At 65.0% G+C, this 13,673-nt stretch carries 12 protein-coding genes and 1 pseudogene; 5 read left to right on the forward strand and 8 right to left on the reverse strand.

Annotated elements, in window-relative coordinates:
* Nucleotides 1–58: 58 nt before the first annotated feature.
* From ACVWYQ_RS10900 to rfaD, 3 genes are read right to left on the reverse strand one after another with little or no spacing between them, the layout of a single operon-like run.
* Nucleotides 59–1,345 carry an O-antigen ligase family protein gene (locus ACVWYQ_RS10900; RefSeq protein WP_338122906.1) on the reverse strand — a complete coding sequence of 429 codons (1,287 nt, stop codon included), beginning with the start codon at nt 1,343–1,345 and terminating at the stop codon, nt 59–61.
* Nucleotides 1,342–2,826 carry a D-glycero-beta-D-manno-heptose-7-phosphate kinase gene (rfaE1, locus tag ACVWYQ_RS10905; protein WP_275511954.1) on the reverse strand — a complete coding sequence of 495 codons (1,485 nt, stop codon included), beginning with the start codon at nt 2,824–2,826 and terminating at the stop codon, nt 1,342–1,344. The genes ACVWYQ_RS10900 and rfaE1 overlap by 4 nt, the downstream gene beginning before the upstream one ends.
* 13 nt (nt 2,827–2,839) lie before the next feature.
* Nucleotides 2,840–3,820, reverse strand: coding sequence for an ADP-glyceromanno-heptose 6-epimerase (gene rfaD / locus ACVWYQ_RS10910; RefSeq protein ID WP_404539629.1), 981 nt, complete (start codon nt 3,818–3,820; stop codon nt 2,840–2,842).
* A 158-nt stretch (nt 3,821–3,978) separates the two neighbouring features.
* Between rfaD and waaF the strand changes: the two genes are divergently transcribed.
* Entirely contained in the window at nt 3,979–5,043 is a 1,065-nt protein-coding gene (gene waaF / locus ACVWYQ_RS10915; protein ID WP_404539626.1) for a lipopolysaccharide heptosyltransferase II, read from the forward strand.
* 183 nt (nt 5,044–5,226) lie between these two features.
* On the opposite strand, the gene ACVWYQ_RS10920 is transcribed toward waaF, so the two are convergent.
* The gene (locus tag ACVWYQ_RS10920) at nt 5,227–6,264 is read right to left on the reverse strand and encodes a glycosyltransferase family 4 protein (protein WP_404539624.1); all 1,038 of its coding nucleotides are present in this window, start codon (nt 6,262–6,264) and stop codon (nt 5,227–5,229) included.
* Nucleotides 6,265–6,390: 126 nt separating this feature from the next.
* Between ACVWYQ_RS10920 and galE the strand changes: the two genes are divergently transcribed.
* The 3 genes from galE to ACVWYQ_RS10935 all read left to right on the forward strand — a co-directional run bounded on the left by galE (nt 6,391) and on the right by ACVWYQ_RS10935 (nt 10,060).
* Nucleotides 6,391–7,404 (forward strand): UDP-glucose 4-epimerase GalE, encoded by a 1,014-nt coding sequence (gene galE, locus ACVWYQ_RS10925; protein WP_275514412.1) that lies wholly within the window; start codon nt 6,391–6,393, stop codon nt 7,402–7,404.
* 118 nt (nt 7,405–7,522) lie between these two features.
* Nucleotides 7,523–9,325 carry an ABC transporter ATP-binding protein gene (locus ACVWYQ_RS10930; protein WP_404539620.1) on the forward strand — a complete coding sequence of 601 codons (1,803 nt, stop codon included), beginning with the start codon at nt 7,523–7,525 and terminating at the stop codon, nt 9,323–9,325.
* A 33-nt stretch (nt 9,326–9,358) separates the two neighbouring features.
* Nucleotides 9,359–10,060 carry a fumarylacetoacetate hydrolase family protein gene (locus tag ACVWYQ_RS10935; protein ID WP_157288072.1) on the forward strand — a complete coding sequence of 234 codons (702 nt, stop codon included), beginning with the start codon at nt 9,359–9,361 and terminating at the stop codon, nt 10,058–10,060.
* Between the two features lie 72 nt (nt 10,061–10,132).
* Here ACVWYQ_RS10935 and ACVWYQ_RS10940 read toward each other — a convergent pair whose 3' ends face one another.
* Entirely contained in the window at nt 10,133–10,591 is a 459-nt protein-coding gene (locus ACVWYQ_RS10940) for a YybH family protein (RefSeq protein WP_404539617.1), read from the reverse strand.
* A 165-nt stretch (nt 10,592–10,756) separates the two neighbouring features.
* Here ACVWYQ_RS10940 and ACVWYQ_RS10945 point away from each other — a divergent pair, with 165 nt between their 5' ends.
* Entirely contained in the window at nt 10,757–11,305 is a 549-nt protein-coding gene (locus ACVWYQ_RS10945; protein WP_404539614.1) for a hypothetical protein, read from the forward strand.
* A 94-nt stretch (nt 11,306–11,399) separates the two neighbouring features.
* Here the strand turns inward: ACVWYQ_RS10945 and ACVWYQ_RS10950 are convergent.
* The 3 genes and pseudogenes from ACVWYQ_RS10950 to ACVWYQ_RS10960 form a co-directional block, all read right to left on the reverse strand.
* A pseudogene (locus ACVWYQ_RS10950) lies at nt 11,400–12,292 on the reverse strand (aspartyl/asparaginyl beta-hydroxylase domain-containing protein).
* Nucleotides 12,293–12,432: 140 nt separating this feature from the next.
* Nucleotides 12,433–12,588, reverse strand: a complete 156-nt coding sequence (locus tag ACVWYQ_RS10955; RefSeq protein ID WP_007612486.1) for a hypothetical protein — start codon at nt 12,586–12,588, stop codon at nt 12,433–12,435.
* Between the two features lie 146 nt (nt 12,589–12,734).
* Nucleotides 12,735–13,658: a LysR family transcriptional regulator gene (locus ACVWYQ_RS10960; RefSeq protein WP_404539611.1), complete on the reverse strand. Its 924-nt coding sequence runs from the start codon at nt 13,656–13,658 to the stop codon at nt 12,735–12,737.
* Nucleotides 13,659–13,673 lie beyond the last annotated feature (15 nt).

Raw genomic sequence — 13,673 nt, forward strand, 5'->3', positions numbered from 1 at the left:
ATGCAACTTGACCGCGCTGATAGCCCATCTCGACAAGTCTTGCCAGCCGCGTGGCCCCTCAGGAACCGGCTTCCCTCATCTTAGCCCCGAGCTGTTGTTCCCGGATCACCATTCCGCCGGCGACGCCGACGCCAATGACGTACATCCAGCCCTCGTGGAAGTCGAACAAATGCGAGTTGAACAGCGAGGTGAAGACGTTCTGCACCACCACCAGCAGCCCGATCCAGTTGGCAAGCCCGTCGCCGCGAAACAACCGGAGATGCAGTATCCAGATCGCGTAGAGAATGGCGACGCCGATCGCGCCCCATTGCACCGCAACGTTCAGCGTCTGGTTGTGCGGGTTGCCGACCACCTCGGCCGACGCCCGCCGCTGACCGGCGGGCGTAGCGACGCGTTCGAACAACCCGCGGGTCGAACCGGTGCCGTGCCCCAGGACCGGCGCCTCCGCGAAGAAGCCGAACGACTTCCGCCAGAACTCGAGCCGCATGCCCATGGAGGTTGCCTCGCCCCGTTCCACATAGCCGGTGTAATCGGTGGTAAACCTCTCGGCGGTGTGGCGCAATTGCGGCGAGGCCTGCCAGGCGAGAACGGCGCCGACGAGCAGCGCGCCGGAGATGATGGCGATGCTGCGCCATTTGAGGTGAAGCAGTGCAAACACGCCGAACATGATCGGAATGGTGACGAGCGCGGTGCGCGACACCACCACGAAGGTCATGTTGATGAAGAAGCTCAGCGCCAGCGCCGTCAGCAGCGCGGCGAACCAGTACCGCTTCTCGCGCAACAGCATCACGATCGGATAGGCCAGCGCAACCGCGCAAAGCGCGAATTCCTGGCTCTGGTCGATGTAGTTCTTGACGAAGATGCCGCGTTCGGGCGGGTCGGTCTTGAGCGCGAGGTTCGGGTAAAAGGCGACCAGCCAGGACATCACCGACAACAAGGCGCAAGACACCAGGAAGGCGACGAAGACCCACCGGCCGCGCGGTGAGCGCTCGAAATGATAGAGCAGGACCGGCAGCACGAGCAGCTTGACGGTCGGATTGACCGCGTAGAGGCGCGCACCCCAGGCCGCGTCCGACCATAGCGTCCCCAGCAGCGCGAGAAAGACGAGCGCGATCGGCGCAATGCAGATCGGACGCTTCAGGGACTGCAGGAAGTCGCGTAGATCGAGGAACGGCACCATGCAGAGCAGCATCAGCGCGTTGAAGATCCCCGCAAGCGAGGTCGACCAGGGCAGCGAGGCCGCGGTCAGGATCGCAAACAGATCGACCGTTTCACGCCAGGCCGCCGGACTGCGCAGGCGCCGCCGCAACATCTGGCCGGGGGTCTCGCGTGCGAGCGCCGTCACTTGCCCCCTCCCCGGGCGCGATGAACCAGCGCCGTCGTGCTGAAGCCCTGGAGGATGTCGACCAGCACGACTGCCCCGCCCGCGGCCTCGACCACCTCATGGCCGACGACCTGTTCGCGTGTGTAGTCGCCGCCCTTCACCAGCACGCCGGGCTTGATCCTGGTGATCAGGTCGATCGGCGTGTCCTCCGTGAAGATGACGACGAGATCGACGGCCTCCAGTGCGGCGAGCACCTCGGCACGCGCGCGCTCGTCCTGGACCGGACGATCGGCACCCTTCAGGCGCCGCACCGAGGCGTCGCTGTTGAGCCCCACGATCAGGCGATCGCAGGCGGCGCGCGCCGCGGTCAGCACCTTGACGTGGCCGGGATGGAGAATGTCGAAACAGCCGTTGGTGAAGCCGACGCGCAGGCCCTGCCTGTTCCATTCGGCAACCTGCGCGTCGAGTGCGGCCGGATCGAGCACGATCTTCTCCTCGGCGGCGAGCGTTGCATGCGGCAGGATCTTGCGTCGCAGCTCGGCCGCGCTGACGCTGGCGGTGCCCTGCTTGCCGACCGCGACGGCGGCGGCGGCGTTGGCCATGCGCAGTGCCGTGTCCCAGTCCGCGCCGGCCGCGAGCGACACCGCAACCGCAGCGGCGACGGTGTCACCGGCGCCGGAGACGTCGCGCACCTTCACCGTGACGGCCGGCACGTGGACGGCCCCGCCATTCCGCGGCACCAAGGTCATGCCGTGCTCGCCCTGGGTGACTAGGATCGCCTCGCAGTCGGCGAGCCGCATCACATCCTCGCTGGCCTCGACGATGCTCTGCACCGTGTCGGCGCGGCTGCGGGTCGCTTCCGAGAATTCCTTGCGGTTGGGGGTGAGCAGCGTGGCGCCGCGATAGATCGCCCAGTTCAGGCTCTTGGGATCGACGATGACGGGCTTGCCGAGCTTGCGCGCGGCATCGATGGTGTGGCGGATCACGCGCGCCGTCAGCACGCCCTTGGCATAGTCGGACAGCAGCACGATATCGGCGCGCGCGATCTGCGGCAGGATCGCGTCGATCACCTTCGTTTCGACCTCGTCGGACGCAGCCAGCGCCTGCTCCCAATCCGCGCGCAGCATATGCGTGGAAAAATGTTCGGAGACGAAGCGGACCTTTCGCGTGGTCGGCCGCGAGGCGTCGCGCACCAGCACGCTCTCGATGCCGGCTTGATCATTGAGCGCGGCCTCGAGCCGCGTACCGGCGTCGTCCTCGCCGACGAGGCCTACGAAGATGCAGCGCGCGCCGAGCGAAGCGACGTTGCGCGCGACGTTGCCGGCGCCGCCGACGTGGATCTCGCTGCGCTGGGCGGCGATGACGGGCGCCGGCGCTTCCGGCGAGATCCGCGACACCTCGCCGTAGACGAACTCGTCCAGCATGATGTCGCCGATGCACAGCACCGTACGGCCTGAGATGGCTTGCGCGAGGGCATCGAAATCGAGAATGGGCGTCGGCATGGTCGAAAGGGCCTCAGCGAAAGCGGTCGGGCCGGTCGAGATAATCCCCGACATAGGCCTTCACCGCGTCCTCGAGCGTCGTGAAGCCGCCGTTATAGCCGGCGCGGAGCAGACGATCGACCTCGCTCTGGGTGAAATACTGGTAGCTGTCCCGGATCTGCTCGGGCATGTCGATGTATTCGATGTTGGGCCTGGCGCCGAGCGCCGCATAGGCAGCCAGCATGATGTCCTTGAAGCTGCGGGCCTTGCCGGTGCCGACGTTGAACAGGCCGGACACCGACGGCGTCGCGAGCAGCCAAAGGACCACGCGCACGACATCGTCGACATAGATGAAATCGCGACGCTGATCGCCGTCCTCGATGCCCTCGCGATGCGACTTGAACAGCTGCACGACGCGGCCTGCCCTGACGTCGTCGAAGCGCCGCGCCAGCACGCTCATCATCGAGCCTTTGTGATATTCGTTCGGCCCGAACACGTTGAAGAATTTCAGGCCGGCCCATTGGGGCGGGAGCCGATCGCCGCGCGCCACACGTTCGGCGACAGCGAGATCAAACAGGTGCTTGCTCCAGCCGTAGAGATTCATCGGCCGCAACTTCTTCAGCGCCGGCAGCGAAGAATCGTCGTCGAAGCCTTCCGTGCCGTCGCCATAGGTCGCCGCCGAGGACGCGTAGATGAACGGCACCGCATTCATCGTGCACCAGTCCAGAAGGCGCATCGACAGGCGGAAATTGGTCTCGACGACGAGATCACCGTCGGTCGCCGTAGTCGCGGAAATCGCCCCAAGATGGATCATAGCCTCCAGCTTGCGGCCCTTCAGCCAGTCCATCAGCTCGGTCGGGGGAACGATATCCACAAGCTGCCGCTTGGCGAGGTTGCGCCATTTGCCTTCTGTTCCGAGGAGATCGCAGATCACGACGTCGCTGCGACCGGCCTCGTTCAGCGCGGCCACGACATTCGATCCGATAAAACCGGCCCCGCCGGTCACCAGCAACATTCCACCTACCTGCCCGATTTTAGGTGCCCGATCCTGCCCTAGCGCATGATCCGCCAAAGTGTAAGCTGTTTTGGGATTGCTCTTCTGCCGCCTTTACCTGCCGGCCCGGAGCGGCTAACCGAGCCGCCATATCGGCACGTGTTCGGCCCTCATAACGAATGAATATTGATTCGCAACTTGGTAGTGATGGAGACCGGAGCGACACACGCCCGATCCTGATCGTCCCCTACATGTGGATCGGCGATTTCGTGCGGAATCACACCGTCGTGCGGGTCCTGAAGGAGCGCTGGCCGAACCGGCCCGTCGACCTCCTCACCACCTCCCTGTGCGCCCCGCTGGTGGACTACATGCCCGGGGTGCGCGCCGGCATCGTCTGGGACATGCCGCGCAGCCGGTTGGCCATCGCCCGCCAGTTCGGCCTGGCAGGGCTGCTGCGGAAACAGAACTACGGCACCGCCCTGGTGCTGCCCCGGACCTGGAAGGCGGCCATCGCGCCGGCACTGGCCGGTATTCCTGAACGGGTCGGCTTCGTCGGCGAGTTCCGGTTCGGCCTGCTCAACCGCTGGCGCTGGGGTGAAAAGAAGCTGCCCCGCTTCATCGACAAGAACGCCGCCCTCGCCCAGCCCGACGGCGCGCCCCTGCCGGCGGAATGGCCGGTGCCGCAACTGCGCGTCCCGACCGAGGAGATCGCCCGCTGGCGCGAGGCCAATGGTCTCGGCGCCGGCGCTGCGGTGGCGCTCGCCCCGGGCTCGGTCGGCGTCTCCAAGCGCTGGACCAATTATCCGGAAGCCGCCCGCCTGCTGGTCGAGCGCGGCCTCGAGGTCTGGGTGGTCGGCGGCCCCGCTGAAAAGGGCCTCGCCCAGGAGATCGTCGCCGCCGGCGGCCCGGGCGTCCGCAATCTCACCGGCACGGACTTGCGCAACGGCGTCCTCGCCATGGCGGCGGCCGGCGTTGCGATCTCGAACGATTCCGGTCTGATGCACATCGCAGCCGCCCTGGGCACGCCGACCATGGGCATCTTCGGTCCCACCAGCCCCTATCTCTGGGCCCCGTTGAACGGCCTCGCCGCGACGCTGGTGCAGGACAAGGAAAAGCTGTCCTGCCAGCCCTGCCAGAGCACGGTCTGCAAGATCAACGATCACCGCTGCATGCGGAATATTGCGGCGAGCGAGGTGGTGGGGATTGCAGAGAGGGTGCTGGGGGAGGCTGGGGCGCGGACTTAGATCTAAGGCGATCGCGGCTCGCGCCGATGATGACATCCTGCCACTGTTTTGCCCGACGAGTCAAAATTCGTTCGAAAAATCCGCAATCTCTCGAACCCTCCGCCAACTCCTTGATTTTGCTGACCCCGGCTACTGTGCATGGGGTTGTTTTCGCGGTTTTGTTTGCGACAGGCGAAAACGGCCTCAGAGCAGCGGCCGATAGACCGCGCCGATCCGCGCCGCTTCGGCATCGAGGCTGAAGTTCTCTAGCACCCGCGCCCGCCCGCGCTCGCCCATCGCGGTTGCCGCAGCCACCTCGCGCATCAATGGCTCGAGCGCTGCTGCGAGCGCGTCGGCGTCGCCCGTCGGGATCAGCACGCCGGTGACACCATCCTCGACGACGAGCTCGGCCGCGCCGGCGCGTGCGGCAACCAGCGCGCTCCCCGCCGCCATCGCCTCGATCAGCGTCAGCCCAAAGCCTTCGTTGCGCGAGGTGAAGGCGTAGATCGTCAGCCGCTGATACCAGCGCTGCACCGCTTCGATCGGCAGCTCGCCGGTGATGACGATGCGGGATTGCAGGCCGGCTGCCTCGATGCGCTTCTTCAGGTCGTTGGCAAAGGGCGTCTGCTCGGCCGTGACCTGTCCGACGATGACAGCAGTGAAATCCGGATAGTGCGGCAGCAAGCGGCACATCGCATCGACGAACAGATCGGTGCCCTTCTGCGCCCGCACGCGGCCGAAGCAACCGATGGCATAGCGGCCCGGCAGGCCGCTTTCGGCAAAGGCCGCGGCGCGGTCCTGCGGCGGCGCATAGACGTCGGTGTCGACACCATGCGGGATCACCGTCGCCTTCACCTTCAGGAACGAGGCCGAGAGATCTGTTGTTGCGATGATCGCGTCCATGCGCCGGATCAGCCAGCGCGTGATCCAGCTGTGATGCCGCTGCGCCGCCGAGGTGAACACGAGCTTGAGCGGCCAGCCGAGCGCGCGCAAGCCAACGCCCGCGATCATCTCGTTGTTGCGGCGCGCATGCCAGATCATCGGCCGCTTGCGGCGCCAGAGCTTGAGGAAATCTCCGATGCTCAGGCGCGCGATCCCCGCCGGCGCGTCGGATCCGAACCAGGCGGCGCGGTACAGTTTCGCCAGCCGCGGCGCCACCATCCGGTTGGTCGCGGTGACCCCGGAATAGCGCCTGTGCAGATTTGGCACGATCACTTCGAGATCGCCGGGGGAATTCGCCACGTCACACTCCGTTTCGCAAAGTCCCTATACGCAACATTAAGCATAGTGACCAGTTCAGCACCGCCGATACCCCCTCTTCACCACGCAAGCGCTAGCCTTGCGCGTTGATCGAAGACGGGTGAGATCATGACTGTGCTAGTCACCGGCGGCGCCGGCTATATCGGAAGTCACACGGTCCTGGCGCTGGCGGAAGCCGGCGAGGACGTCGTCGTGATCGACGATCTCTCCACCGGCTTCTCGGCCTACCTGCCCGAAGGCGTGCCGCTGTTCATCGGCGATGCCGGCGACGAGAACCTGCTCGAAGGCGTGATCGCCCAGCACGACATCGAGAGCATCATCCATTTCGCAGGCTCGGTCGTCGTGCCGGATTCGATGCGCGATCCGCTCGGCTATTACCGCAACAACTTCACCACCGCGCGCAACCTGCTCAACGTCGCGGTCAAGCGCGGCATTGGCCGCTTCATCTTTTCCTCGACCGCCGCGGTCTACGGCAATCCGGACCAGGTGCCGGTGCCCGAGCACGCGCCGACGCGGCCGCTGTCGCCTTACGGCTCCTCGAAGCTGATGACCGAGATCATGCTGCACGACGTCGCTGCCGCCTACGGCATGCAATACGTGACCTTGCGTTATTTCAACGTCGCCGGCGCCGATCCGCAGGCGCGCATCGGGCTAGCCACCGTCGGCGCCACGCACCTGCTCAAGATCGCGGTTGAAGCCGCCACCGGCCAGCGCGCCAAGATCGACGTGTTCGGCACCGACTATCCGACCCCGGACGGCAGCTGCATCCGCGACTTCATCCACGTCACCGACCTGTCGCAGGCGCATCGCTCGGCCCTTGCTTATCTGCGCAACGGCGGCGCCTCGACCACACTGAATTGCGGCTATGGCCGCGGCTATTCGGTGCTGGAGACCATCGACGCGGTGCGCCGGGTTTCGGGCCGCAGCTTCGCCGTGCAATACGCCCCGCGCCGGCCCGGCGACATCATGACCATGGTCGCCGACACCAGCCGCATCCGCAGCCTGCTCGACTGGCGCCCGCAATACGACGACCTCGAGACCATCGCAGCCCATGCGCTGGCCTGGGAGGACAAGCTGTTCCGCGAGCGCCACGGTGAGCTTCGCCACGCCGTCTCGGCCTAGAATCATCCCAAGCGCAAGCCCTTAATTGGGCTTGAAAAACCCGGCTTGACCGGGCACAGAGGCCCATCGATCCCTGACGCGCGGGCAGGCTTTGTCCTGCGCCGTCAATGGACACCGGATGGCCCAGTTTCCAAAGAAAATCACCGACGATCCCTACGCGGCAGCGGTCCTGATTCGCCGCCTGATCACGGAACAGGGAATCGTCTACTGGCGACGCTACCTCGTCGCCTTCGCGCTGATGGCGCTCGCGGCCGGTTCGACCGCTGCTGCGACCTACGTCCTCGGCCAGGTCATCAACCAGGCCTATGTCGACAAGAACATCCCGGGCATCGCGATGTTCTCGGCCATCACGGTCGCTCTGCTGTTCGTCAAGGGTGTGGCAACCTACGGCCACATGGTGATCCTGACCAAGATCAGCAACGCGATCCTCGCCACCAACCAGCGCCAGCTGTTCGCAAAATTGATGCGCGAAAGCGTCGGCTTCTTCTCCGAGCGGCACTCCTCTGAATTCCTCGCGCGGCTGACCGCCGGCGCCAAGTCGATCACCGACGTGCTCAACATGCTGGTCAACGCCATCGGGCGCGATCTCTTGATGCTGCTCGCCATGATCGGGGTGATGGTCTGGCAGGACCCGCTGATGTCCTTCATCGGCCTCGTCGCGGTGCCGCCGGCGATGCTGGTGCTGCGCAAGCTGGTCAAGCGCATCAAGGGCCTCGCCTTCAACCAGTTCACCGGCACCGCCGACATCATGGAGACGATGCAGGAATCGCTGCAGGGCATCCGCACCGTCAAGGCGTTCACGCTCGAAGAGACCATGCAGAAGCGCATCGACGAGAACATCGCGGTCGTCGAGCGCAACGCCAACAAGATGGCCCGCGTCGCCAACCGCTCCAACCCGCTGATGGAGATGCTGGGCGGTTTCGCCGTCGCGGGCTGCCTGATGTATGGCGGCTATGCCGTGGTCGCGCTCAACGCCACGCCCGGCGCGTTCTTCTCCTTCATGACCGCATTCCTGATGGCGACCGAGCCGGCCAAGCGGCTGGCCCGGCTCAACATCGATCTCAACAGCCAGCTGGTCGGCGCCCGCATGCTGCTCGAGGTCGTCGACAGCCCCGCGAGCGAGCAGTCCGACGATGACAAGCCGGCGCTGAAGCTGAAAGATGCCCGCATCGAGCTGCGCGACGTCAGCTTCTCCTACCGCTCGGGCGAGACCGTGCTCAACCGCATGAGCTTCGTCGCCGAGCCCGGCAAGGTGACTGCGCTGGTCGGCCCCTCCGGCGGCGGCAAGTCGACGGTGCTGGGGCTGCTCCTGCGCTTCTACGAGGTGACGCAGGGCGACATCGTGATCGACGGCCAGTCGATCTCGTCGGTCTCGCGCAAATCGTTGCGCGCCCAGACCGCCTATGTCGGCCAGGACGTCTACCTGTTCCGCGACACCATTCGCAACAACATCGCCTTCGGCAAGCCGGGCGCCAGCGAGGACGAGATCGTCGAGGCGGCGAAGGCGGCTTGCGCGCACGACTTCATCACGGGCTTTCCGCTCGGCTACGACACGCCCGTCGGCGAGCACGGCACCCAGCTCTCGGGCGGACAGCGCCAGCGCATTGCGGTTGCGCGCGCGCTGCTCAAGAACGCGCCGATCATCCTCTTGGACGAAGCCACCGCAGCCCTCGATTCCGAATCCGAGCGGCAGGTGCAGGAGGCGATCGAGCATCTCTGCCAGAACCGCACCACCATCGTGATCGCGCACCGCCTGCACACCATCATGCACGCAGACAGCATCCTGGTGATCGAAGGCGGCGAGATCGTCGAGCAGGGCTGCCATGACGAGCTGCTCCGTCGCGGCGGCCGCTACGCCTCGTTCTTCCGCCTGCAACATCACGACGCCGGCGCTCTGGCGCCGATCAGCGCAACCGCATAGAGTTCGTTTCACCTCAAGAGCAGCGAGACCCGCATGAACGCCGCCTCCTACGTCATCCCGCTTCCGCCCCAGGCTTCGCTTCCCGTCGTCGGCGAGAGCGGCCGTTATCCGGTGCGCCGCATCTGGTGCGTCGGCCGCAACTATCTCGAGCACATTCGCGAGATGGGCAATGACGAGCGCGCCCCGCCGTTCTTCTTCGCCAAGCATGCCGACATGCTGGTGCCCGACGGCGCCACCATTCCCTATCCGCCTCTGACCAAGGATCTGCATCACGAGGTCGAGCTGGTCGTCGCGATGAAGAGCGGTGGACTGAACATTCCCGCCGACAAGGCTCTGGACCACGTCTACGGCTACGCCGTCGGCATCGATCTCACCCGCCGCGACCTCCAACTCGCCTCGCGCAAGAAGGAGCGCCCGTGGGAGATCGGCAAGTCGTTCGACTATTCGGCGCCCTGCTCCGCGCTGCAGCCGGCCTCGAAGATCGGCCATCCTTCCAAGGGCAAGATCTGGCTGACGGTCAACGGCAAGGAAGCGCAGAAGGGCGACCTCACCGAATTGATCTGGAACGTGCCCGAGATCATCTGGCAGCTCTCCCAGCAGGTGAAGCTCGCCGCCGGCGACATCATCATGACCGGCACGCCCGCCGGCGTGTCGCAGCTCCAGCCTGGCGACAAGCTCGAATGCGGCGTCGACGGCATCGGCACGCTGAAGGTCAGCATCGGCCAGCCGGAGTAAGGCTCGCTGCAGCTCGAACTCAAAAGGCCCCGGAATGGGGCCTTTTGCATGTCGATCGTGCACGCGGTCGAGCTACCAGGCCTTCACCGGCCGATTGGCGTGGCTCGCCTGCGGCACACCGCGATTGAGCGACATGTGCGAATGCACGCACAGCCAGCCATCGCCGTTCCTCGAAAACACCATCGTCGCGCGGCCCGGGCGTGCGAACGTGCTGCCATCGGGATGATAGCCCGTGCTCGTCCACGGCGCGACGACGGTTGCCATCATGCCGTCCGGTGATGCCAGAACGGACGCCTGATCGAGGACGAAGCGGAAGTCGGTCGTCTTCGGCCAAACGTTATCCCATTGGGTTTTGACCCATTGATCGAGGCCGGGGATGACGTCGTTATGGGTTCCGAAGGCGAGCACGTCGGGATGGATGAGCGGCCTCGCCGAGGCGTAATCGACGTCGCGGACATAACTCGCGAAGGTGTCCAGCCATCGGCGGAAGAACTGCATGATCTCAGCATTCGCGGTCGGCAACGAGGCCATCACCTGCTCCAATTCGGCAACTCAATCGCGGCGATCTTTGTTGCCACGGGCCGGACTATCCAGCAAGATTTGCGCGCCGGGATCACTCGATCGCTACAGGGGTAACGTCACAGCCGGGTTCGATGCTTCGACATCGGCCGGCTCCATTTTGTGGGAGCCAGATTCATGAACCGCGTCCTTCTGCTCGCAGCCTCCCTCCTCCTCACCAACAGCGCGGCCGGCGCACAGTCCAGTCAACCCTATGTCGGCCTCGAGAAGCGCCCCATCAAGGCGCTGTCACAGCAACAAATCGACGATCTCCGCGCCGGACGCGGGATGGGCCTGGCTCTTGCTGCGGAGCTCAATGGATATCCCGGTCCCAGCCACGTACTCGAGCTCAGTGATCGTCTCGACCTGACCGCCGATCAGCGCGCCGAGGTTCAACGGCTGTTCGATGCCATGAAACAGGAAGCCGTTCCGCTGGGTAACAAGCTCGTCGAGCAAGAGAGAGCGCTGGTACACCTCTTCTCGTCCCGTGCGATCACATCGGAAGCGCTCAAGACCAGCATCGGGGCCATTGCCGAAACTCAGGGGCAGCTCCGCGAGAGCCACCTCAAATACCACCTATCAACCGGTGTCTTGCTCGATCAGAGCCAGATGCAGCGGTATGCAGAGTTACGAGGCTATCAGCGTCCCGACGGCTCCGCAGGGCACAAGCACAAGCACCATCACTAGACAATGCCGACCGAGATCAGACGATCGCGCCAGGGCGGATCGAGATGAGGCATGGCGGACCAAGCTTCGCTGATCCGCGCCCCGTGCATTTGCCTCAATTCAGTGCCGAATACACGATCAGCCCGAGGATCAGCGCCGTCAGCGAGTATTTCAGCGTGTAGTAGACGTTGCGGTTCCACTCCTTCACCTTGCGGCTGGCGAGGTGGATTTCGTAGAGCTTGCCGAACACCTTGTTGAGCACGCCGACGTGCTCACCATCGACATTCTGCGTCGCCGACGCCTTGACGATGTGATGGCTGACCCAGCGGTTGATCGCGGTCATGAAGCCGTACTTCATCGGGCGCTCGACGTCGCAGAACAGGATGATGCGGTTGACGTCGGTCGCATTCTCGGCACTGTGGATGAAGGTCTCGTCGAACATGAAGGCCTCGCCATCGCGCCAGACGCATTCGACGCCATCGACGAGGATCCGGCACTTGTTCGAGTTCGGCGTGACCAGGCCGAGGTGATAGCGCAGAGAGCCGGCGAAGGGATCACGGTGAGCGCCGAGCTTGCCGCCGGGCGGCAGTATCGCGAACATCGCGCCATGCACGCTCGGGATCGATTTGAGCAGCTCCACCGTCTTCGGGCACAGCGTGTTCGCCGACGGCAGAAAGTCGTCGTACCATTTCAGGTAAAACCGCTTCCAGCCGCTCTTGAAGAACGAGTAGAAGCCCCAGTCGTTGTTCTTCGCCGCCGCGCGGATAAAACCTTCATCGAACAGGCACACGGCTTCAGCTCCGGAAACTGATCGACCGAGATCACCGGCTTGTTCGGCACCGCCGAGCCCGCATACATCAGCACATTGTAAGGTGCGAGATAGGTCGAGTGATCGCCGAGCTGGCGCGCGAAGCGCAGCCGCTCCTTGCCGCGGAAGTGGACGTAAATCGTCGAAGCCGCAAGCACGTACAAAATGACGAGCTGCGGCGCAAAAAGCTGTTTCAACATTTCCCCAATCCCCAAGTGACCCAGCCGGGGTGTCGTGTAGGCCGACCCGGCCGGAGCGGCAAGATATTCCCGCTGGGTTGCAATCACGCCGGGGAGAGCAAGGGGATGGACTGGGGTCCAAACCGGCCGAAACGAGGCGATCAAGCCCGCGACAGCGCCTGCAGGCCCTTGAAGGTCAGGCGCTTGGGGTCGGTGACGCCGGCGAGGTAGAGGCGGCGGATGAAGGCGATGACGGCGTCGCGGTCGCAATCGGTCAGCGCGACGACGGCGTCGACCGCTATTCTCTGGGCTTCCATTGGGCTCACCTCGGCCTTGCGAGTAACCCCGGCCGAGACAGGCTAGGACTCATCCGTTAAATCGGCGTTAACCGTTTCGGAACCATCGCCGATTCAGCCGCCCCGCCGTATACGCGAAAACGCGCATTGCGGAGGCATGAAGCGGCTCAGCGCGCCTTGATGCTCTGCTTCAGCAGCGCAAACTGCTTCTTCAGCCGGGGCACGGCGAAGTCGGTGAAGGCGCGCACCTTGGGCACCGAAAGCCGGCCCTGCGGGCAGATCAGATGCGCCGGCATCTCCGGATCCTCGTCGTCCGCCAGCACGATCTCGAGCTCGCGGCGCGCGACCTGCTCGGCCACTTGATACGAATACATCCGCGCCACGCCGCGCCCGGCCACAGTGGAGGCCACTGCCGCATAGGTGCTGTTGACGACGAGCCGCGGGGTGAACTGCACGGTGCGCGGTGCCGATGAGCCCCGCTGCGGCGCAAAGGTCCAGGAATTGGGCAGATGCGCCATCGCGACGATCTGGTGTTTGGCGAGATCGCCCGGCTCGGTGATGCGCGGATGCTGTTTCAGGTAGCGGGGAGCTGCCACCACGACGCGGCTGATCCCGCCGACCCGCATCGCCACCATCGCCGAATCCGCCAGCGGACCGATGCGAAGCGCGATATCGACGCCTTCCTCGATCAGATTGACGGCACGGTCGAACAGCAGGAGTTTTGCCGACACGGTCGGATAGGCGTCGAGAAACGCGTCGAGGATCGGCCGCAGTACCATCTCGCCGGAGACCACCGGAGCGGTGATCGTGAGCAGACCACGCGGAGCCGTGCGCGGTCCGGCCGCGATGTCCTCGGCCTCCTCCAGATCGGTGAGCACGCGGCGGCAGATCGCGACATAACGCTCGCCTTCCTCGCTCAGCTTGATCGAACGTGTCGTCCGGTGCAGCAGCTCGGCGCCGACCCGATGCTCCAGAAAGGCGATGGCGCGGCTCACCGCCGCCGGCGAGCGGCCGAGCTTGCGTCCTGCGGCAGCCAAACTGCCCTCGTCCACCGCAAGGACAAACACCTTCATCGCGTCCAAACGATCCATGCGCTCGCCGCACCC

It is taken from the genome of Bradyrhizobium sp. USDA 3397, assembly GCF_054060965.1.

Coding starts and splice junctions, on each gene's coding strand:
- rfaE1 (WP_275511954.1), bottom strand. CDS start 2,826: ATGCCGACGCCCATTCTCGATTTCGATGCCCTCGCGCAAGCCATCTCA.
- rfaD (WP_404539629.1), bottom strand. CDS start 3,820: ATGTTGCTGGTGACCGGCGGGGCCGGTTTTATCGGATCGAATGTCGTG.
- waaF (WP_404539626.1), top strand. CDS start 3,979: ATGAATATTGATTCGCAACTTGGTAGTGATGGAGACCGGAGCGACACA.
- galE (WP_275514412.1), top strand. CDS start 6,391: ATGACTGTGCTAGTCACCGGCGGCGCCGGCTATATCGGAAGTCACACG.
- ACVWYQ_RS10930 (WP_404539620.1), top strand. CDS start 7,523: ATGGCCCAGTTTCCAAAGAAAATCACCGACGATCCCTACGCGGCAGCG.
- ACVWYQ_RS10935 (WP_157288072.1), top strand. CDS start 9,359: ATGAACGCCGCCTCCTACGTCATCCCGCTTCCGCCCCAGGCTTCGCTT.
- ACVWYQ_RS10940 (WP_404539617.1), bottom strand. CDS start 10,591: ATGGCCTCGTTGCCGACCGCGAATGCTGAGATCATGCAGTTCTTCCGC.
- ACVWYQ_RS10945 (WP_404539614.1), top strand. CDS start 10,757: ATGAACCGCGTCCTTCTGCTCGCAGCCTCCCTCCTCCTCACCAACAGC.
- ACVWYQ_RS10955 (WP_007612486.1), bottom strand. CDS start 12,588: ATGGAAGCCCAGAGAATAGCGGTCGACGCCGTCGTCGCGCTGACCGAT.
- ACVWYQ_RS10960 (WP_404539611.1), bottom strand. CDS start 13,658: ATGGATCGTTTGGACGCGATGAAGGTGTTTGTCCTTGCGGTGGACGAG.